Source organism: Plantactinospora sp. GCM10030261, assembly GCF_042666615.1.
In the GTDB taxonomy this organism is placed as follows: domain Bacteria; phylum Actinomycetota; class Actinomycetes; order Mycobacteriales; family Micromonosporaceae; genus KBS50.
In genome coordinates this window covers 102,274-120,655 of record NZ_JBHTDD010000001.1, presented here as the reverse complement: position 1 = coordinate 120,655, position 18,382 = coordinate 102,274, and the positions used below count along the sequence as shown (strand labels likewise).

Below are 18,382 nucleotides of genomic sequence, written 5' to 3'. Positions count from 1 at the left end.
CGCGAGCGAGAGGAGGGTCCGGCGAGCCTGAGGCCGTCGCCCGGCCGGGAAGGGGGTCATGAAAGAGTGACCGCCATGCAGCGTGTCCGTCGTCTCAGTTCGGTCGTCTCGCTCGTCCTCGTGGGCATCCTCGCCGTCTCCGCGTGCGGGCGGTCCGCGCCGGACGTGGCCGTGTACGTGGGTGACAAGCGAATTTCCGCCGACCAGGTGGAGCAGATCTACGACGAGGCCCAGGCGAGGTACCGCACCGCCGTCGAGTCCGAGGCGCGGCAGGCGGACATCTCGCCGTCGCCGGATCAGCTCCGCTCGGCGGTGACCCGGCAGGACGTGGTCAATCTCCTGGTCGGCCTGGACCTCGGCCGGCGGGTGGCGGAGGCCAAGCAGATCGACGTGCCGGACCAGTACCAGGCCGACCGGGTCGCCGGCCTGATCCGGATGCCGCCGGACACCGAGTACGCCCGGCTCTGGGCCGAGTGGCTCGACATCTACACCGCGTTGGGCGGCAAGCTCTCACCCGCCGAGCTGAGCGACGACTCGGTGCTGGCCGTCTACCAGTCTCTGGTGAAGGCTGGCGCGATCGACCCCGGGCTGCCGATCCAGCAGGTGCGCCAGTTGTTCGGCACCGGCGAGTTCGTGCAGCGGGACACCGCGATCAGTGAGGCGCTGGCCGAGGAGGCCAAGCGGCTGGACGTTTCGGTGAATCCACGGTTCCTGCCGCTCGCGGTGCCGGGCGTGGTGGCCGGGCCGAACGGGACGATCTTCTACGAGCTGCCGTACGTCGACGGGGCCGGCCCGGTAACCGAGCTGGCGCCCTCGACCGCCCCGACCTCCGCGGCGCCGCGGCAGCCGTGACCGCCCGGGTCGTCCTGCTGGTCACCTCGCCCCGGCTGCCGGCCGGGCTGCTGACCGCGGCGGCCTGGGACATCGTACGGGCGGCGCCGACGCTCGCCGGCGAGGAGAGCGAGCTGACGGTGGCCCTGCGCGCGGCCGGCGTCGAGGTCCGGCTGGTCGGTGCCGGCGCGATGGACGCCCTGCTGGCCGGGGCGGCCGAGCACGGTACGGCGGTGTGGCTGGCCGGGCCGGCCGGCGATCAGGCGCTCGCCCGGGAGTTGGGGCTGCGGCTGGCCCGGGAGCCGGGTCGGGCCGAGCTGGAGCTGATGTACGGCTCCTGGGATCCACCCGGTGCCCGGCTGCTGGACGCGGTCGCCGTGCTGGACCGGCTGGTGTCGCCCGGCGGGGACCCGTGGAAGCGGGAACAGACGCACCACACTCTCGCCCGGTACCTGCTGGAGGAGTGTTACGAGGCGTACGACGCGATCGCGACCGGCGACCTGGGGGCCCTGCGCGACGAACTGGGTGACGTGTTGCTACAGGTGGTGTTGCACGCCCGGCTGGCCGAGGAGCTGCCCGAGAGCGAGCGGTGGACGGTGGACGACGTCGCGGGTGGGCTGGTGGACAAGATGATCCGCCGCAATCCGCACGTCTTCGCGGACGCGACGGTCAAGACGGTCGAGGAGATCACCGCCAACTGGGAGCGGATCAAGCAGGCGGAGAGGCCACGGGAGTCGGTGCTCGACGGGATCGCGACGGGGCAGCCGGCGCTGGCGCTGGCGACGAAGATCCTGGAGCGGACGGCCCGGGCCGGGCTGGCTGTGCCGCTGCCCGAGCCGCAACCTGGTGTCCAGGCGGGGCCGGGGGCAGGGTCGGAGCCGGGGCCCGAGCCGGCGGCCGGGAGTCCGCAGGACCGGCTGGGCGCCGAGCTGCTGGCGCTGGTGGCCCGGGCGCACGAGGCCGGACTCGATCCGGAGCTGGCGCTGCGGACCGCCACCTCGCGCTATGCCGACGCCGTCCGCGTCGCTGAGCGAGGCGACGTTCCGCGACGCTGACGACCGCCGTTCCCGGTCGCCGACATCGACGGGCCCAACGGAGGCCCTTGCCTGCTCACCCCAGGCGGGCAAACCCGCCGAGAACTCCTCGCAAAGGACTGCGACAAGAAGCACGAAGCGACGCCCCCGGGCAATCCCGGTCGGCCTGGCGACAAGAAACACCCACAGTCACAGATGACGGGAGCGTGCTGCGACCCGGTTGCAGCGCTTTGCGCTGCTGTAGCCCATGCAACAGCAACTGGCAGTAGTGACGACGGTCGACGACAAACATCGACAATCGACTATTATTCGAGTTCGACCGGGGTGCTGCGTAGGCTGCAGCAGCGCAAAGGGGGGTCGGGGCCACCTCGACGATTACCGAGACGTCACAGACGGTACGCATCCGGAAACCGTCGATCGTTGTCACGATCCGCATATAACGTCGACGTGCCGCCGGCGCCATGCCAGCGGAACCTTGTGGAATCCTGGCCGTTCGGTGCCGGCAAGTCCGGTGGACCGGCTGGTCAGGCCGAGGGCCAGGCCCGCGGCGACCAGCAGCACCCCGAGCGCCTGTCCGGCGCCGGGCAATTGCGCCTGGGCTGGCTGACCGTGCCACCGGCGTGGCGGCCGAACGGCACCTGGTGTTCGAACTGCCCCCCGGCACCGATGACACGGCACTGGCTGCTGTCGCGCGGGCCGCGGTCTCGGTCCGGTGCCGCTGAGCGAGCTGCGCCCGCGCCGGTCCGGGCCGCCGGCCTGGTGCTCGGGTACGCCGCCGGCCCGCCGGACGATATGGACCACGCGGTAGCCCGGCTCGCCGCGCTGCCGGGATGGCCCGGGTGGCGGGTCGGTAGAGTCGCCTGATGCAGGACTTCGTGCCGCTCGCCGAACGGATCGTCGACGCGCTGCTGGCCAGCCGACCCGACCTCGCCACCGAGGCGGGTGATCACCGGTTCGACGACCGGCTGACCGACCTGTCCGGCACCGCCGTGGCCGCCACCGGGGCGATGCTTGTCGACGCCGCCAACGCGCTGTCCGAACTCGACCCTGACCAGTTGGACGTCCAGGAACGAGTCGACCACGCCATCCTCTCCTCACATGTCGACCGCTTCCTCTTCGAGGCGACCGAGGTGCGGTCGTACGAGTGGGATCCGCTGACGCACAATCCGGGCGCGGCGCTGCACGCGGTGCTCGACCGCCCGTTCGCCCCGGCGGACGTGCGGCTGACCAGCCTCGCCGGACGGCTTGCCGCGGTGCCGGACGCGCTCGCCACCGCCCGGGACACGCTCCACGACATGCCGCGGATTCACGTCGAGACGGCGATCGGTCAGTTCGCCGGCACCGCCGCGCTGGTCCGTGACGAGCTGCCGCGGCTGCTCGAATCAGCGCCCGGGATGCGGGACCGGGTGCAGCCGCTCGCGGACGAGGCGATCCGGGAGCTGGAGGCGTTCGTCGGTTGGTTGCGCGGCCGGTTGTCGACCGACGGGGCGGATGGTCGCGACCCTCGGCTGGGACGTCGGTTGTGGGAGGCGCGGCTCTGGCACACCCTGGACACCGAGCTTCCCGCGACCGAGGTGCTCGCCCGGGCCGAGGCCAATCTGGAACGGGTCACCGAGGAGATCACCGCGGCGGCGGCGGAGCTGGTGGGTGGCCCGGCGGACGCGGGTACGGTCCGCCGGGCGCTGGACCAGCTCGCCGAGCACCGGCCGGACAACGATTCCATCGTCGGTCTGGCCGCTGCCACGCTCGCTGAGTGCACGGATTTCGTCCGGGAGCACGACCTGGTGTCGTTGATCGACGACCCGTGCGTCGTGATGGAGATGCCCGAGTTCGCCCGGGGGGTCGCGGTCGCCTACTGCGACCCGCCCGGGTCGCTGGAAACGGCGGACCTGCCGACGTTCTACTGCATCTCGCCCACCCCGGCGGACTGGCCGGCGGAGCGGGTCGCGTCGTTCTACCGCGAATACAACGACCACATGGTGCGCAACCTGACCGTGCACGAGGCGATGCCGGGCCACTTCCTTCAGCTCGCCCACGCCCGGCGGTACCGGGGCAGCAGCCGGGTGCGTGCGCTCGGCTACTCCGGTCCGTTCGTCGAAGGCTGGGCGGTGTATGCCGAGGAGCTGATGGTCGGCACCGGGTTCGGCGGCTTGCCGATCCGCCTCCAGCAGCTCAAGATGCAGCTGCGGATGACCATCAACGCCATCCTGGACCAGCTCGTGCACTGCGAAGGGTTGTCCGAGGCCGACGGCATGGACCTGATGACCCGCCGTGGTTTCCAGGAGGAGGGTGAGGCGGCCGGCAAGTGGCGACGCGCGCTGCTCACCTCGACCCAACTCTCGACGTACTTCGTGGGTTACAGCGAGGTCAGCGCGATCGCCGCGTCGCGTCCGGCCGGCACGCCGGCGCGCCGCTGGCACGACCAGATGCTGGCGCACGGCTCGCCGCCCCCGCGTCACCTGCGGACCCTCCTGTCGTCCGACTGAGGCGACCGTCGCGATGCCGCTGACCTTCCCCTCGCACGCGGCACCGGTGCTGCCGCTCAAGCTGTGGCGTCCGCGCTGGTTCGACGGTGTGGCGCTCTGCGCCGGCACCGTCACCCCCGACGCCGGCTACCTGCTCCGGGGCACCGCCGCCGAGCCGATGCCCACCCACTCGCTGGCCGGCCTGATCTGGTGGTGCCTGCCGGTGGCACTGGTCTACACCTGGATCTTCCGGCGGACGGTCGGTCCCGTGGCCCGGCAGCTGCCCGGCCGGTGGCGGGCGTACGCGGGTATCGGCGGGCACCGGCATCGCTTGTGGATCACCTTGAGTTCCGCGTTGGTCGGCTCGCTCAGCCACCTCGGCTGGGACTGGTTGACCCACACCGACGGCTGGCTGCGCGCCCTGGTCGGTATGGATTTTCACGCCGCCACCGGCATCCACTGGTGGACCGTCTCGGACCTGACCAGCACCGTCGTCGGGGGAGTCGTGGCGGTCCTGGTCGCGGCACGATTCGCCGGGCGTACCGAGGTGGTCGGGGCGGACCGGTCGGCGCCACCGGGTCGGCGGTGGCTGTTCTGGACCGTGGCGGCCGTGACCATGGGTCTCGGTCTCGCCGTGCTCCCGTTCCTTCCCGCGGCCTGGACCGTTGCCGCCCTGGGAGTCCGGCTGTTACACCTCGGCGCGGTCGCTCTGTTGCTCGGCGCGGCAGCCGTCCGGTTCGGGTCACCGGCTCAGTCCGAGCCGAGGGAATCCGGCACCGCACGGCCCGCTCCGGCCAGCACCTGACGTACCCGGTAGCCGTGCCGTTCGTCGGCGGACAGCCGCCGTAGTTCCTCGGCGAGGTCGAGTTGGAGTTCCGCCGGAGCGTCCCGGAGTGCCCGTAGCGCGAACGCCACCTGCGGCGAGTCCGCTGCCTGGTTCAGCGCCCAGCGCAGCACCGCGGCCGCGTCCGGGCTGTCGAACAGCTCGCCGCGGGCCTCCGCGTACGCCTCGTCGGCGGCTCGCACCCGTGCCCACGCGCCGAGGATGGCCTCCGGGTCGTCGACCTCGCGCACCAGCGCCACGTATCCCGGACGACCGCCCAGCCGGATCCGGCCGTCTCTGGTTCCCAGGACGACGGCCGGGATGGTGGTGCCCACCGGCGGTCGGTGCTCCGGGCCGGGTGGCGCCTCCTCCACCGAGTCACGCTCGACGAGTCCGTCCTCCCCTGTGGTGAGGCGGACGAGCACACCGTCCGCGACGTGGCCGGTCACCACGCAGCTGACGATGTCGTAACGAGCCAGGTCGACCATCATCGATCCCCCACAGAATCGCATCGGCGGCACCGGGCCGGGTCCCAGCCGGCTCCGCTGGAGAAAGCAAACGCACGCATTCCTGAAGGTGTAGCGGCGGGGGGCGCGACGGCGTCACAGTGGCGGTACTCGGGGTCTGTCTCGAAGCTCGACCAAGGGCTTCGAGACAGGCCTCAGTCGCGGGCGGTCCGCCGGTCCACCACGCCCGCGCCTTCGGGCATGTCGAACGCGGTGCCGTCCACGGCGTCCCGGTAGCGGGTCAGTGCCGTATCCACCTCCTTGCCGTCCAGCGAGCCGCGGAAGCTGCCGAGGATGCCGTCGTCGGTCACGCAGGCGTAGAAGCTCGACGCGGCGGCGTTCGCCGCCTCGCTGACCTGGACGCACGTGGCGTGCCGGCCGGCGACCGTGGTGTCCTCCTGCTCGACGACCGCCTCCTGGTCCAGCGCGGTGTCGGTGAGCAGTGCGATGACCACCGGCGGGGTGACCAGGCCGGCCTGGCTGGCCGCGCTGACCGAGGTGAGGGGCGGCCGGGTGCCGGGCGCCGGCGGTGGCTCCAGCGTGCATGTCGCCGGCGCGTTGGCGGTGGAGCACCGGGCGGTCGCCTCCGCGTTCATCATGATCTTGCCGCCGGGGTAGCTGTACGAGGCCCGGCGTGGCTCCTGGGCCTGCGCGATCGAGCCGGTGGCGCCATCGGCCAACTGGTAGTCGGCGGAGTAGGTCAGCTGCGTCGCCGATTCCAGGCGGGCAGCGAGGTCGTTGACCAGCTCCGACCGGGACAGGACCCGGCCGGCGTCGTCCAGGGTCTGGCACCCACTGACCAACAGGGTGGCCGATACCGCCCCGGCCAGGGCCTGTACCAGGGATTTCGCCACGGATCCTGGGGCCAGCTGCGGCCGCGTCGACGGGGATGGCATACCGCCAGCCTTGTCCACGACGGCGACCTCGCGCAAACGCCTTCCCGCCAGCGGTACCAGCCGGTGGATGTCGTGGAGCCACCGCCCGAGGCGCCACCCGCGCCCGATACGCTGCGTGGGGGTCCACCGCCGCGCCGAAGCGGCCCGCCAACTGACAACGCGAGGAGCACACAGTGGCCACCATCGAGGGAATCGTCGCCCGCGAGATCCTGGATTCGCGCGGCAACCCGACCGTCGAGGTCGAGGTCGGGCTGGACGACGGCACGGTGGCGCGGGCGGCGGTGCCGTCCGGGGCGTCGACCGGCGCGTACGAGGCACTCGAACTGCGTGACGGCGACGCCGACCGCTACCAGGGCAAGGGGGTCGAGCGGGCGGTCACCAACATCGAAGACCGCGTCGTTGACCAGCTCATCGGCTTCGAGGCGAGCGAGCAGCGGCTGATCGACCAGCGGATGATGGATCTCGACGGGACCGCCGACAAGTCCGGCCTGGGCGCTAACGCCATCCTCGGCGTGTCGCTGGCGGTCGCGAAGGCCGCCGCGTCCAGTGCCGAACTCAGCCTGTTCCGCTACCTCGGCGGGCCGAACGCGCACCTGCTTCCGGTGCCGATGCTGAACATCCTGAACGGCGGCGCGCATGCCGACTCCAACGTCGACATCCAGGAGTTCATGATCGCGCCGATCGGTGCCCCGACGTTCCGGGAGGCGCTCCGCTCCGGAGCCGAGGTCTACCAGGCGCTCAAGTCGGTGCTCAAGAAGCGCGGGCTGAGCACCGGACTGGGTGACGAGGGCGGGTTCGCCCCCGACCTGCCGACCAACTCGGCCGCCCTGGACCTGATCGCCGAGGCGGTCGACAAGGCCGGCTACCGGCTCGGCACCGACATCGTCTTCGCCCTCGACGTGGCCGCCACCGAGTTCCACGCCGACGGCGTCTACACCTTTGAGGGTGCCGGCAAGTCCGCCGACGACATGACGGCGTACTACCACAAGCTGCTCGACTCGTACCCGATCGTGTCTATCGAGGACCCGCTGTCCGAGGACGACTGGAGCGGGTGGGCGACGCTCACCGCCTCGCTCGGAGACCGGATCCAGATTGTCGGCGACGATCTGTTCGTCACCAACCCGCAGCGGATCGCCCGCGGCATCGCGGAGAACGCCGCCAACGCCGTCCTCGTGAAGGTCAACCAGATCGGTTCGCTCACCGAGACGTTCGAGGCGGTCGACCTGGCACACCGGGCCGGTTTCCGGACGATGATGAGCCACCGCTCCGGCGAGACCGAGGACACCACGATCGCCGACCTGGCGGTGGCGATGGGTTGCGGCCAGCTCAAGACCGGCGCTCCGGCCCGGTCCGAGCGGGTGGCGAAGTACAACCAACTGCTGCGGATCGAGGAGGAACTGGCCGACGCGGCGCGCTACGCCGGTGCCGGTGCCTTCCCGCGTTACCGTTCTGCCTGACATCCACGCCGCCCGCGGTCGTGGCCCGCGGGCCACGACCGCGGGCGGCGTGCGCCAGTCCTCGGGGGAGGAGCCGATCCGGTCATGAGCCAGCGCCGTACACCCAGCGGTCAGCGGCCCGCCCGCCGCCCCGGACAGCAGGGCCGCGGTGCCGCCCGCGGCGCCCGTGCCGGCGGCCAGCGGGACAGCGCCGCGCGCGGCCGGAGCACCGACGGTTCCCGGTCGGCGAACCGGCCGGCCTCCGCCCGCCGGACCGCCGCGACCGGAGCCACCAAACGCACCACCGCGATCGAGCCCCGCCGGTTCACCGGCCGGGCAACGGTGCTGTTCGCGGTGCTGATCGCGCTGGCGCTGGCGTACACCTATCCGGTGCGGCTCTATCTCAACCAGCAGGCGGAGATCGACCGGATCGCCGCCGCCCAGGCCGCGCAGCGGCAGAAGATCGGGGAGCTGTCCGAGCGCGCTGCGCTGTGGCAGAACCCCGAGTTCGTCAAGACCGAGGCCAAGCGGCGGTTCTACATGGTGGAGAAGGGCGAGCAGCCGTTGATCGTGCTGCCGGGCAGCGGGACGCCGGACGCCGGGCAGCCGGACGGCGGACCCGCCGCCCCCGCTCCCTGGTACGACACACTGTGGTCGAGCATCCGGGCGGCGAACGACGACGGAGAGCCCGAATGAAGGCCAGCTCGCGGGCGAACGCACCGAGCGGGGCGAGGGCCGTGAGCGCGGGCTCAGGCGACACGACATGCCCGGTCAGGTTCGCATGAGCGCGGCGGACTCCGTACCCGGACCCAGCCGCGAAGCGGCAACGGAGCGTGACCTGACGGCGGTGGCCGCGCAACTCGGACGCCCGCCGCGCGGGACCCGCGCGGTGGCGCACCGCTGCCCGTGCGGGCTGCCGGACGTGGTGGAGACGACCCCCCGGTTGGCGGACGGTACGCCGTTTCCCACGCTGTTCTATCTGACCTGTCCGCGGGCCACCGCCGCGTGCAGCCGGCTGGAGTCGGCCGGGCTGATGCGGGAGATGGCCGAGCGCCTGGCCACCGACCCCGAGTTGGCCGATCGCTATCGGGCAGCGCACGAGGACTACCTGGCCCGCCGGGAGGCGATCGGTCAGGTGAGGGAGATCGCCGGAGTCTCCGCCGGCGGGATGCCGGGCCGGGTGAAATGCCTGCACGTGCACCTGGGTCACGCGCTGGCGGCCGGCCCGGGGGTGAACCCGTTCGGCGACGAGACGCTGGCGCTGCTGGAACCGTGGTGGACGGCCGGCCCGTGCGTGCCGGTCGGCGAGCCGGACCGATCCGGGACGGAGCTGGCCTGAGATGGCCGACGAGCATCCGGTGGTGGTGCGCCGGGCCCGCACCTCGGACGTACGCGGGATCCGGGAACTGGTCGATACCTACAGCCCGGAGCGGCGACTGCTCAGCAAGGCGACCGTGACGTTGTACGAGGACGTGCAGGAGTTCCGCGTGGCGGTTCGCCAGCCCGACGGGGCGGTCATCGGATGCGGGGCGTTGCACGTGATGTGGGAAGACCTCGCGGAGATCCGTACGGTGGCCGTGCACCCGGACTGCCGGGGTCGCCGGATCGGCCACCGGATCGTCTCCGACCTGCTGACCGAGGCACGCGAACTCGGGGTGACCCGGGTGTTCTGTCTCACCTTCGAGACCGCGTTCTTCGGCTCGTTCGGGTTCGTCGAGATCGATGGCGCGCCGGTTCCGCCGCAGGTGTACGAGCAGTTGCTGCGCTCGTACGACGAGGGTGTGGCGGAGTTCCTGGACCTGGAACGGGTCAAGCCCAACACTCTCGGCAACGCCCGCATGCTGCTGCGGCTGGGTCGGTAGGGTGGCCGGGATGAAGCGCCGAGTGGCCGCCATCGACTGCGGGACGAACTCCATCCGGTTACTGGTGGCGGACCTGCCGGGCGCGGCGGCCGGACCCGGCGCGCCGCTGGTGGACGTGACCCGCTGGATGGAGATCGTCCGCCTGGGGCAGGGCGTCGACCGGACCGGCCGGTTGGCCCCGGAGGCGATCGAGCGGACCCGGGTGGCCCTGGCCGACTACGCGGCGACGATCGGCGAGTTGGACGCCGAGCGGATCCGGATGGTGGCCACCTCGGCTTCCCGGGACGCGGCCAACGCCGACGAGTTCCGGGCCATGGTGCTGCGTACCCTCGGCGTCGAGCCGGAGGTGGTCACCGGCGACGAGGAGGCCCGGCTGTCGTTCACCGGCGCGGTCCGGGGGCTGTCCACCGACGCCCGGCCGCCGTTCCTGGTGGTGGACATCGGTGGTGGTTCCACCGAGTTCGTCGTGGGCGCGGGCACCGTGGACGCCGCCATCTCGGTGGACATCGGGTGCGTCCGGATGACCGAGCGGCACCTGCCCGGCGACCCACCGACGCCGGAGGAGGTGGCGGCCGCACGGGCCGACATCACCGCGACCGTCGACCGCGCGATCGAGGCCGTGTCGGGTCGGACGGCCGCCACGCTGGTCGGGCTCGCCGGGTCGGTCACCACCGTGGCCGCCATCGCGCTCGGGCTGCCCGGGTACGACCCGGGCCGGATCCACCACGCGCGGGTGGGGTACGACAAGGTGGCCCGGGTGACGACCGACCTGCTCGCCATGTCGGCGGAGCAACGGCGGGCGCTGCCGGTCATGCATCCCGGCCGGGCCGACGTGATCGGGGCGGGCGCCCTCGTCCTTCAAGTGATCATGGAACGGGCCGGGATGGACTCCGTGGTGGCCAGTGAGCACGACATCCTCGACGGCATCTGCTACAGCTTTCTGTAGCTGAATGGCCCCCGCTGGTGCTGGAACACCACGGGGGCCCGGCCGGGAGGAATCCCCGACATGACCAGCCTATCGCCTGCCGCCGCTGTTGCGGCCAAGGCACTCGCCCCGTTCCAACCCCACAACCGCGCTGAGGCGCGGGCCCTACTCGCCACGTGGAAGCACCGAGACAGCCTCACCCCGGCCGATGTGCGCGCCGTGGTGGACACCTTCCGGGCCCGTGGTGGTGCCCGGTGAGCATCAAAGTCATGACCTGGGTGTGGGATCACTCTCCCGCGGGCGGGAATGAGCGGCTGGTGTTGCTGGCCATCGCTGACAACGCTGCCGACGACGGCGGGAACGCGTGGCCCAGCCTTGGAACGCTCGCCCGTAAAACCCGACTGGATGAACGCACCGTGCGCCGCATCATCCGACGCCTTGAGGATGCCGGACAACTGGCGGTAGCTGTCGCTGCCGGCCCCGGTGGCACCAACCGGTACACGGTCATCATGTCGGACGGCACCCCGGGCAGCGTGCCCCCCGGGCAGATTGACTCCCCGGACATTCAGCCCGACCCCCCGGGCGTAGCTGTGCCCCCCTCCCCCGGGCACAGCCGTGCCCCCCGAACGTCCTTGAACTTCCCTAAGAACGTCCAACCGCGCTCGCGCTCGCTACGCGGCGCAGCGCTTCCCGCCAACCCCCGCGCTGGTCACTGTCCGAAGCATCGGGGATGTCCTGCCGGGAACTGTGGACCGTGCCGCAGCGAAGCCCTCGGGGGTGCTGCGTGAACCGCAGCGACCGTCTAGAGCGTGCCGCCCTGGTGCTCATCCTGATCACCGTTGGTGGCGCGGCTGGTGCCGCCAGCTTCACCCACGTTCACGACTGGACCATGGCCAACAGCCCGCAGGGCACCCCGGGATGGTTCGGGTGGGCCAACGCCGTCATCAGTGAGTTGGTGCCCATCGGGGCCCTGCTCACCATCCGGCAGCGTCGCCGTACCGGCGGCAGCATCCGGTATCCGATGTTCCTCCTACTGTCCGCCGTGGTGCTGTCCCTGTCGGCTCAGTTGGCGGTAGCCAAACCGGGCCCCTCAGGCTGGTTGCTGTCGGCCGTCCCGGCACTTGCATTCATGGGGTTATCTAAATTGGTGCTGTCCGGGAAGCCTGCCGCCGTTGCTCCGGCGGAAGTTCCGCAACCCGTTGCCACGCAACAGGAAACGGCCCCTGAGGGCCCGGAGGCTGCCACCCGCACCGAGGGGCCCGAGGCGCCGCTGGAACGCGGCAGCGTCCCCCTCAACGGGCCGGACGTGCCGGAACAGGTGAAGCCCCGGCGGAAGCGTCGTCCGGTGGCCGAAACGCGGAAGCTTGCTGCGGCCATCGTGGCGGAACAGCCCACCATCAGCCGGGCGGAACTTGCCGCCCGCCTCTCCATCACCCCCCGCCATCTCCGTTCTGTTCTCAACAACGCCTAGGAAGGAACACTCCTTGAAGATCACCGAAGAGGGCCCCGGCGAGTGGATCGCCGTAGCTGACATGCCGCTCACCCCGACGGACCTGACGGAACTTGCGGGAGCGCTACCGGACGGCGCCCACTGCACCGACATTCAGCACGATGAGAACCGGGTGTGGATGACGTGGGAGGTTGAGACTCACCGGGTGGTGCCGATCGACTGACCGCAGCCAACGACGAAGAGGGGTCCCGACCGGGGCCCCTCTTTCAGTCATCCATCAACCCTGTGCGATGTTCGGCAATCCACCGCTCAACATCACCAGTGCGCCAAACCTTCCCCTGCGCAAGCACCGCCACGGGTTTCGGGAAATCGGGTCGGCTGGTGATCTGGTAGGCGCGCTGCTTGGAGACACCTCCGAGCATCACTCGGATCTCCGCAGCGCCAACCAGCCTCATGGACTAGACGCTAGGCAACCCCTAGCTAGCCCTAAGGCAAGTTGCCTCAAGGCTATTGACCCAGGGCTAGGGGGTTAGACACTCTGGGGTGCATGGGAACCAGCAGAAACAACCGCCCCAGGCCCGTCCCGCTAGCCCCGATTCACCGGCCCGTGTGGCGCCGCTGGCGCCGCTGGTGTAGTTGCGGCCTCCTGTGGAAGGGCTGCCCCGACAAGGGCGCCACCGTGCCGACCGAGCCACCCAACCGGGGGCACTGGTGAGCGGCCCGGAGCAGCAGCCCACCCCCGACGGCTGCCCCGGGTGTGCTGCCGCCCGATGGGTCAACGTGAAACCCCACGTGTGCGGGCCTCCGAAACCCGGTCGCGGTCACCTGCCGTTCCGGCCCCTATGGCTGTGCCGTAGCTGCGGCAACCCGTGGCCCTGCGGCACGGCACGGTTGAGGCTCAAAGCAGAGTACGGCGACGACCGGCTAGCCCTGTGCATCTACATGGCCACCATGATGGAGGCCGCTACCCGGGACCTGGTGAAGCTCTGGCATCCGGTCCCGACCCCGGAAGCATTGGCCGCCCGGTTCCTTGAGTGGCCTCGCCGGGGACCGTTCGGGGTGCACCCGCTTCCACCCTCGCGGCAACGGGGGCCCGGCGCCGCCGGGCCCCCGGACAGCTAGCCAGCAGCCGCGCTGATGACGCCCGCAACGCTGTCCAGCACCTGAGACAACCCGTCCGCGACCGGCCGAACTACCAAGATGCAGAGCATCACACAGCCCCACGGGGCCCCACGCAGATCACCGTTCGGGCTTCCGTGGGAGTCCTCGCCCGAGTTCTCGCCGGGGCTCTCAGGGACGATATGCATAGTGCTTGGCATACAACAACACACCGGGCTACACTTCCGAGTGTTGACGCATTCCGACGGCGGTTCTACTGCCATAGTGATCCTCTCCCAAGAATGATCAATCGGACATGCGAAGACACCTGCGGGTGCTCGGGGCTGTACCCCCGAGCACCCCGCCATTGCCGAAGGATTCTCGGCATGGTCGGTGGCGTCACATAATCCGATCCTGCCACAGAGGATGCCTTAGGCGGTATCCGGAAAAGGCGCCGAACCGGGCTTGAATCGCGCACAATTGGAACGCTTGTTCGATTAAATGTGCTGGACTCGACATAAAAGCCACGAATAGGGCCGCCACGCTTCGGAAATGAGCAGAACTCACGTTCCGCTAGTATGTGAAAGCGGTTCACGATCCTCAAGAGCCCGCACCTCATCCACCGACAGGAAGCCAGCTTCAATCGCGGTCCGGTAGGCCTCGTACCTCTCCAAGGTCTTTACCCGCATCCGGCTATTCACGTTGAAACGCAACGACTGACCGGTGGGGAGCAGGCTAGAAAAAGCCTGCTCCAACCGGACTAACCACGGCATCAACGTTTGTGAAGTGAAAAAGTTGTGCTGTTCCTCTACCCCGGATCCCCACGAACTAGCCACGGTGGGATCTAGGTAGTAGGCGGGAACCCGGAAGATGCCGGCAATAGCCAACCGATTGAACCGTTGAGTATCCAAGAATTGTGCCTGCTCAGGGGTGACAGAAACTTGCTTCCACTGTGCGCCCCCGGTGAGGATGCCAACGGCGTGACTGTTCTTCACCCCGGCGTGATTCTTCCGAAGCATCTTCGCTAACACTGCCGCTTCACCAGGCTTAGGTGTACCGGGATGTTCCACGATCCCGGAAACCGTCGCACCTTGGCTAAAGAATCGTGCCGCATATTCCTCGGTCGCTAAGCCAGCCCCGACAGTTTGCCGCGCGTTCTCAAGTGGCGACAGTCCGCGAAGGCTGCTGGCGGTAGCGAAACCGCGAACATGTACCACGTCCCGGCCGAACAGGATTTGATCAGCGACCTTATAGAGAACCCCTGAGCCATCCTCGGTTAGTTCAACCCGAACCGTCCGGGGGTCGAGGGGCAGCAGGGCAACCACTTTGCCGTTACCGGCACGGAAGACACGAACAAAGGCGTTCCCGTCGCAGAGAAGCGACGTCATAACCTTTCCCCAGAAATCCATGGGCCGATCAAACGGGTTGGGCTGGTTAAGCCACGCCGGTCCCGCGACCGGCACGCGGGACTCACCAACGGTTAGCACAACATCAACCGGCAGGCTCGCCACAGCGTCAGATACCAGCGAGACGCACGTGTAAACGGCAGACAGGGAAAGCGCTGTGTCTTGACTGACGTTAACCCCAGACCATGTAGGGCCCTGGTTAGCCAGAGCGGCAAGCGTGCCGATGGTCGGCCCTGGTGCCGACCGACGTTCCCTCATCCGATTCCAGAAACCCAATGGGCCACCTCCTTACAGGTAAAGGGCCCGACCCGTTGAGGGGGCCGGGCACCGTTGGAAGAATTAGGCAACGCCCGAGATACGGACCACGGCCGTCGGGTTGGGCACCAGGAGGTCAGCGCGCATCCTCGCGGTAACCAGGGTTTCGTCAGTCGCGCCGTACACAAACGGATTTACATCAAATACGGCATCCTCACGGACCACGGCGTAAACCTCGCCGGGCACGTACACGTAAATGCTGGACATGTTCGTACCGGTACCCTGAGTTTCCGTGAGACTCAGGTTCCCGGACAGGTAAACCGGCCGACCGAACAGGGCCCGGGTAACACCACCCGTCGCGCTACCGGCCGAATCCTGGATCAGACTCTTGTTACTACCGGTACCCTCCTTCATTTTGAGGATTCCACGCCAAGCACGGGGAGCCATAACAATTACCGCCGATTCCTCATCGGCGTTCGCCTCAGCCAGCATTCCCAAGGCATCAGCGATAACGTCAAGGTTCGTCAGAGCGCCACCGTTGGTGCCGTTGGAAAGGGTGCCGATACCGGAAACGTTCTTGAACCCTCGCACATTCGGAGCGGTACCGTTGCCCTCAAAACAACTCAGGTCATAGGCCAGCCCAACCGACCGGATAAGGGACCGGGAAAGCTGCTCAAGCGCAGCAGGCTTACTGTCGGCAAGCACCTCGTTAGGGACGCGGGTGCCCTGCATAAACTTCCGAGGCACAGCGGTAAGGCTCTCGGCGTTCGGGTCGCTCAGGGGCACGTTTGCCGATTCCGCGATAGCGCCCGCGCTGCCGTCGCTAGTCATGTGCGGAATGACGATCGAATCCCCGGACGTGCGGATAATCTGCACGCCGCTACGGAAAATGACACTGGACTTGGCGAGGAAATCGAGCACATAGCCGGCCTGCTCAGCCGGCGTGAATGCCGCTCCCATGCCGGACGCACCAGTGAGGGCCCGAACCTCAGCGGCCAGCAGGTCACCAGCGCGAACCTCGGTACGGGTGCCAGGGACACCCACCGGGTTTGCGGCGATCACAGACCGCTGCTCAGCATCCACAGCCGCGCGCGTCTCTACGGGCGAAACCTGGGCACGATCCTCAACCTCAGTGTCAGTCGTGGCCAGTTCAGGGGCCAGAGTGTCAATAGCCGCATGCCGCGACTCAATGGGAAGGATCGGGTTATCGGCAATCTTAATCAGGTTGTTTACCAGGGCGGCACGCTTTGCGGCCAGGGCAACATTGTCAAGCTCAGTCAAGGGTATTGCTCCAATCAGGGCATAAAAAGCCGCCCCGGTCGGGACGGCAGCTAAAAGACTGTTGGTCAGTTGTCGTTCGGCCGCAGCGGCTCTAGCGCGTCAACAGCGGCTACGGCAATAAGGGCGTAAACCTGAGCCCAGTTGTCCTTACCAGCCTCAAGGCACTTTTCAGTACGGCCGTAAAACTCCTCGGCCATAACGTCTAGGTCGTCCGCGTCCAACTCCCGGAATGCCGCAACAAGCTTCTCCATGTGTCCTCACTCTCTATACCGGGACAGCAAAAAGGGGCCCGGCCGTGTGGCGGGACCCCTGTCCCTGGTGGTCGTCTTCTCCTATGTCGATTTAATCGGCGGACCAGTCGTTACCGAAAGCCTCAAAGAACGCCACAACGTCCGGAGACATCCTCAGCGCCCGTCGAGGCCGCGCACCGGACCTACGTACCCGTCTACTGATGCCAGCGTGCCGCAGCCTCCGAAGGTCGTTGTCCCGAATCTCGGCGCACGCGGCGGAGCACGTCTCTCGCGGCCTTCCGCGCTTCCGCTCGACCCCAGCATCGAACAAACGGGAACATGCCACACAGGTACGCCACCGTTGAGCCCTATTCCGGGCCCGTCGCCACTCACGGCGACGACACTCTAGAACCGTCTCACGAGCCCGCAAAACGGTTAGCCATTCTGGACAGTCGGGCCCCTCTAGCGGGTGCCCGGTACGGTGAACAGCACACCAACGATAATATTTCAACAAGAAACCAATTCCTCCCTAATTCCAATTCCCACAAAGCCGGGGAGATCCGCAGAGACACACACGCGCCTAAACACGTGGGAAGCCCCGAGGGTTGCCGGGAAGTTTCAAGGCCACCCCGGTACCGCCTACACGGTGGCTCATTAAGGGCCCTGAGAAACCCTGTGCGACCTAAAGGCCATCACCCCATAGTGGGGGTAGGTCCAATGGTTATTGGCCCTTAGAGGGCCGTTTAGCGGCTGCTCTGGCCGCTCCGATCCTGCCGCCCTGCCGAGCGGAACAGGTTGCGCAGTGTGGACGCCACAGCGACACAACGAAGATGAGATCCGGCCGTTCCGATGTGGGCACGCTGTGGTCAACGTGAGTTGCTGGTGCCCTGCACTCATGGCACCTCGGGTTGGCCGCCAGGAAGGCGGCCTTCATTTTGCGTGCCTGTGCGTTGTACCAACGCGGGTCATGGGTTCTGCCGTGGCGGTCACTGCTGGTGCGTGTCGCGTTAGCGAACGGCCGGGGTTTGCAGCTAGGGCAGCGGTAGCCGCTGCCAAGGGGGATCAGTCTTTTGCATTTTGTGCAGGTGTTGTAGGACAGTGCATACCTCCAAGATCAACGCGAAACTTGCTTACTGGTTAGCCTCTGTGGATTGGACAGAGGGGGTTAGTAGTGCAGAGCTTCGCTCTGCCGTTCCCTTCGTTGGTTTAAACCACCCCGGCAAGGGCCCCTTCAAGGGGCCCGTTTAGTTGAATCCCTGATAGGTAATCCTCGAAAGGTAACCGGAACAGGAGTTCCGGAGGGGGTCTAGTCCTTGACCACAGGCAGAGCCGAACCGTCGTGACGGTGCGGGCAATCCGGGATCGTTAGCCAGTAGATCCGGGAACCTCGGTGCGGCCCATCACTCTCCACGGTCGCCCCGGTGTCGTGAAGCCAGCCCACCTCTTTGAGCCAACGAAGGCAGGCTCGCACCTGCCTAGTCGAGGTGAAACACATCTCAGACGCAATCGTCCTCTGCGACGGAAAGCAATCCATCCCCGTGCCGTAGTCCGCAAACTCAGCCATCAGCAGCCCTACCGTCAGATTGGAACCTGTGACGTCGGGACACTTCCGGAGCGCCCGCCGATAATCGTTCACTGGCCTAGGGATTACCCTTCCCGGCCTCCCCGTGGCGTCCCTCTTCGGCCTGGTCCCGTTGCCCGTGTACCCGTCCGGCCGTCCCTGCCGGAGGTTGCCAGCGGCAGCCGGCTTACCGTTCCGTCCGATCGCCTCCGGAGGGCAAGGCCACTCATGCCCGGGACAGTTCCAAAAATCACCACCCGGGGAAAGAACCTTGGTGCCGTGGGGGCACGTGGGGGATGTGGGGGATGTGCTCACACAATCCC

At 68.3% G+C, this 18,382-nt stretch carries 21 protein-coding genes; 14 read left to right on the top strand and 7 right to left on the bottom strand.

What is annotated here, in order from left to right; all coding sequences use genetic code 11:
* Window positions 1-75 precede the first annotated feature (75 nt).
* From ACFQUZ_RS00555 to ACFQUZ_RS00535, 5 genes are all read left to right on the top strand, one after another.
* Complete coding sequence (locus ACFQUZ_RS00555; RefSeq protein WP_377436687.1) at window positions 76-852, top strand: SurA N-terminal domain-containing protein; 777 nt, start codon at window positions 76-78, stop codon at window positions 850-852.
* On the top strand, window positions 849-1,886 hold the full coding sequence (locus ACFQUZ_RS00550; RefSeq protein WP_377436686.1) for a nucleoside triphosphate pyrophosphohydrolase: 1,038 nt from the start codon (window positions 849-851) through the stop codon (window positions 1,884-1,886). Before ACFQUZ_RS00555 ends, ACFQUZ_RS00550 begins: the two co-directional genes overlap by 4 nt.
* Window positions 1,887-2,312: 426 nt before the next feature.
* The gene (locus ACFQUZ_RS00545; RefSeq protein ID WP_377436685.1) at window positions 2,313-2,729 is read left to right on the top strand and encodes a hypothetical protein; all 417 of its coding nucleotides are present in this window, start codon (window positions 2,313-2,315) and stop codon (window positions 2,727-2,729) included.
* Window positions 2,729-4,351 carry a DUF885 domain-containing protein gene (locus tag ACFQUZ_RS00540; protein ID WP_377436684.1) on the top strand — a complete coding sequence of 541 codons (1,623 nt, stop codon included), beginning with the start codon at window positions 2,729-2,731 and terminating at the stop codon, window positions 4,349-4,351. Before ACFQUZ_RS00545 ends, ACFQUZ_RS00540 begins: the two co-directional genes overlap by 1 nt.
* A 13-nt stretch (window positions 4,352-4,364) precedes the next feature.
* On the top strand, window positions 4,365-5,135 hold the full coding sequence (locus ACFQUZ_RS00535) for a DUF4184 family protein (protein WP_377436683.1): 771 nt from the start codon (window positions 4,365-4,367) through the stop codon (window positions 5,133-5,135).
* Here ACFQUZ_RS00535 and ACFQUZ_RS00530 read toward each other — a convergent pair.
* On the bottom strand, window positions 5,081-5,641 hold the full coding sequence (locus tag ACFQUZ_RS00530) for a hypothetical protein (protein ID WP_377436681.1): 561 nt from the start codon (window positions 5,639-5,641) through the stop codon (window positions 5,081-5,083). The two genes, ACFQUZ_RS00535 and ACFQUZ_RS00530, sit on opposite strands and share 55 nt — an antisense overlap.
* A 173-nt stretch (window positions 5,642-5,814) precedes the next feature.
* On the bottom strand, window positions 5,815-6,555 hold the full coding sequence (locus tag ACFQUZ_RS00525; RefSeq protein WP_377436680.1) for a hypothetical protein: 741 nt from the start codon (window positions 6,553-6,555) through the stop codon (window positions 5,815-5,817).
* Window positions 6,556-6,728: 173 nt separating this feature from the next.
* Between ACFQUZ_RS00525 and eno the strand changes: the two genes are divergently transcribed.
* The 9 genes from eno (at window position 6,729) to ACFQUZ_RS00480 (ending at window position 12,451) form a co-directional block, all read left to right on the top strand.
* Complete coding sequence (eno, locus tag ACFQUZ_RS00520; protein ID WP_377436679.1) at window positions 6,729-8,012, top strand: phosphopyruvate hydratase; 1,284 nt, start codon at window positions 6,729-6,731, stop codon at window positions 8,010-8,012.
* 84 nt (window positions 8,013-8,096) lie between these two features.
* On the top strand, window positions 8,097-8,687 hold the full coding sequence (locus tag ACFQUZ_RS00515) for a septum formation initiator family protein (RefSeq protein WP_377436678.1): 591 nt from the start codon (window positions 8,097-8,099) through the stop codon (window positions 8,685-8,687).
* A gap of 85 nt (window positions 8,688-8,772) precedes the next feature.
* A complete protein-coding gene (locus tag ACFQUZ_RS00510) occupies window positions 8,773-9,330 on the top strand; it encodes a DUF501 domain-containing protein (protein ID WP_377436677.1) in 558 nt (185 codons plus the stop codon).
* Window position 9,331: 1 nt separating this feature from the next.
* Window positions 9,332-9,853: an amino-acid N-acetyltransferase gene (locus ACFQUZ_RS00505; RefSeq protein WP_377436676.1), complete on the top strand. Its 522-nt coding sequence runs from the start codon at window positions 9,332-9,334 to the stop codon at window positions 9,851-9,853.
* A 10-nt stretch (window positions 9,854-9,863) separates the two neighbouring features.
* Window positions 9,864-10,799: an exopolyphosphatase gene (locus tag ACFQUZ_RS00500; RefSeq protein ID WP_377436675.1), complete on the top strand. Its 936-nt coding sequence runs from the start codon at window positions 9,864-9,866 to the stop codon at window positions 10,797-10,799.
* A gap of 60 nt (window positions 10,800-10,859) precedes the next feature.
* Window positions 10,860-11,036: a hypothetical protein gene (locus ACFQUZ_RS00495; RefSeq protein WP_377436674.1), complete on the top strand. Its 177-nt coding sequence runs from the start codon at window positions 10,860-10,862 to the stop codon at window positions 11,034-11,036.
* An 11-nt stretch (window positions 11,037-11,047) separates the two neighbouring features.
* Window positions 11,048-11,566 (top strand): helix-turn-helix domain-containing protein, encoded by a 519-nt coding sequence (locus ACFQUZ_RS00490; RefSeq protein ID WP_377437462.1) that lies wholly within the window; start codon window positions 11,048-11,050, stop codon window positions 11,564-11,566.
* Entirely contained in the window at window positions 11,563-12,249 is a 687-nt protein-coding gene (locus ACFQUZ_RS00485) for a DUF2637 domain-containing protein (RefSeq protein WP_377436672.1), read from the top strand. The genes ACFQUZ_RS00490 and ACFQUZ_RS00485 overlap by 4 nt, the downstream gene beginning before the upstream one ends.
* 13 nt (window positions 12,250-12,262) lie before the next feature.
* Window positions 12,263-12,451 carry a hypothetical protein gene (locus ACFQUZ_RS00480; protein ID WP_377436671.1) on the top strand — a complete coding sequence of 63 codons (189 nt, stop codon included), beginning with the start codon at window positions 12,263-12,265 and terminating at the stop codon, window positions 12,449-12,451.
* A 43-nt stretch (window positions 12,452-12,494) separates the two neighbouring features.
* On the opposite strand, the gene ACFQUZ_RS00475 is transcribed toward ACFQUZ_RS00480, so the two are convergent.
* From ACFQUZ_RS00475 to ACFQUZ_RS00455, 5 genes are all read right to left on the bottom strand, one after another.
* Entirely contained in the window at window positions 12,495-12,683 is a 189-nt protein-coding gene (locus ACFQUZ_RS00475; RefSeq protein WP_377436670.1) for a helix-turn-helix transcriptional regulator, read from the bottom strand.
* A 1,206-nt stretch (window positions 12,684-13,889) separates the two neighbouring features.
* Entirely contained in the window at window positions 13,890-14,990 is a 1,101-nt protein-coding gene (locus ACFQUZ_RS00470; protein WP_377436669.1) for a phage portal protein, read from the bottom strand.
* An 81-nt stretch (window positions 14,991-15,071) separates the two neighbouring features.
* Window positions 15,072-16,268 carry a phage major capsid protein gene (locus ACFQUZ_RS00465; RefSeq protein ID WP_377436668.1) on the bottom strand — a complete coding sequence of 399 codons (1,197 nt, stop codon included), beginning with the start codon at window positions 16,266-16,268 and terminating at the stop codon, window positions 15,072-15,074.
* Between the two features lie 65 nt (window positions 16,269-16,333).
* A complete protein-coding gene (locus ACFQUZ_RS00460) occupies window positions 16,334-16,519 on the bottom strand; it encodes a hypothetical protein (protein WP_377436667.1) in 186 nt (61 codons plus the stop codon).
* A 1,285-nt stretch (window positions 16,520-17,804) separates the two neighbouring features.
* Complete coding sequence (locus tag ACFQUZ_RS00455; protein WP_377436666.1) at window positions 17,805-18,134, bottom strand: helix-turn-helix domain-containing protein; 330 nt, start codon at window positions 18,132-18,134, stop codon at window positions 17,805-17,807.
* Window positions 18,135-18,382: the final 248 nt, after the last annotated feature.

What these genes read in the sequence shown, in the direction of transcription:
- ACFQUZ_RS00505 (WP_377436676.1), top strand. Translation starts at nt 9,332, where the DNA reads ATGGCCGACGAGCATCCGGTGGTGGTGCGCCGGGCCCGCACCTCGGAC.
- ACFQUZ_RS00460 (WP_377436667.1), bottom strand. Translation starts at nt 16,519, where the DNA reads ATGGAGAAGCTTGTTGCGGCATTCCGGGAGTTGGACGCGGACGACCTA.
- ACFQUZ_RS00510 (WP_377436677.1), top strand. Translation starts at nt 8,773, where the DNA reads ATGAGCGCGGCGGACTCCGTACCCGGACCCAGCCGCGAAGCGGCAACG.
- ACFQUZ_RS00490 (WP_377437462.1), top strand. Translation starts at nt 11,048, where the DNA reads ATGACCTGGGTGTGGGATCACTCTCCCGCGGGCGGGAATGAGCGGCTG.
- ACFQUZ_RS00475 (WP_377436670.1), bottom strand. Translation starts at nt 12,683, where the DNA reads ATGAGGCTGGTTGGCGCTGCGGAGATCCGAGTGATGCTCGGAGGTGTC.
- ACFQUZ_RS00495 (WP_377436674.1), top strand. Translation starts at nt 10,860, where the DNA reads ATGACCAGCCTATCGCCTGCCGCCGCTGTTGCGGCCAAGGCACTCGCC.
- ACFQUZ_RS00540 (WP_377436684.1), top strand. Translation starts at nt 2,729, where the DNA reads ATGCAGGACTTCGTGCCGCTCGCCGAACGGATCGTCGACGCGCTGCTG.
- ACFQUZ_RS00535 (WP_377436683.1), top strand. Translation starts at nt 4,365, where the DNA reads ATGCCGCTGACCTTCCCCTCGCACGCGGCACCGGTGCTGCCGCTCAAG.
- ACFQUZ_RS00470 (WP_377436669.1), bottom strand. Translation starts at nt 14,990, where the DNA reads ATGAGGGAACGTCGGTCGGCACCAGGGCCGACCATCGGCACGCTTGCC.
- ACFQUZ_RS00555 (WP_377436687.1), top strand. Translation starts at nt 76, where the DNA reads ATGCAGCGTGTCCGTCGTCTCAGTTCGGTCGTCTCGCTCGTCCTCGTG.
- ACFQUZ_RS00530 (WP_377436681.1), bottom strand. Translation starts at nt 5,641, where the DNA reads ATGGTCGACCTGGCTCGTTACGACATCGTCAGCTGCGTGGTGACCGGC.
- ACFQUZ_RS00515 (WP_377436678.1), top strand. Translation starts at nt 8,097, where the DNA reads ATGAGCCAGCGCCGTACACCCAGCGGTCAGCGGCCCGCCCGCCGCCCC.
- ACFQUZ_RS00525 (WP_377436680.1), bottom strand. Translation starts at nt 6,555, where the DNA reads ATGCCATCCCCGTCGACGCGGCCGCAGCTGGCCCCAGGATCCGTGGCG.
- ACFQUZ_RS00500 (WP_377436675.1), top strand. Translation starts at nt 9,864, where the DNA reads ATGAAGCGCCGAGTGGCCGCCATCGACTGCGGGACGAACTCCATCCGG.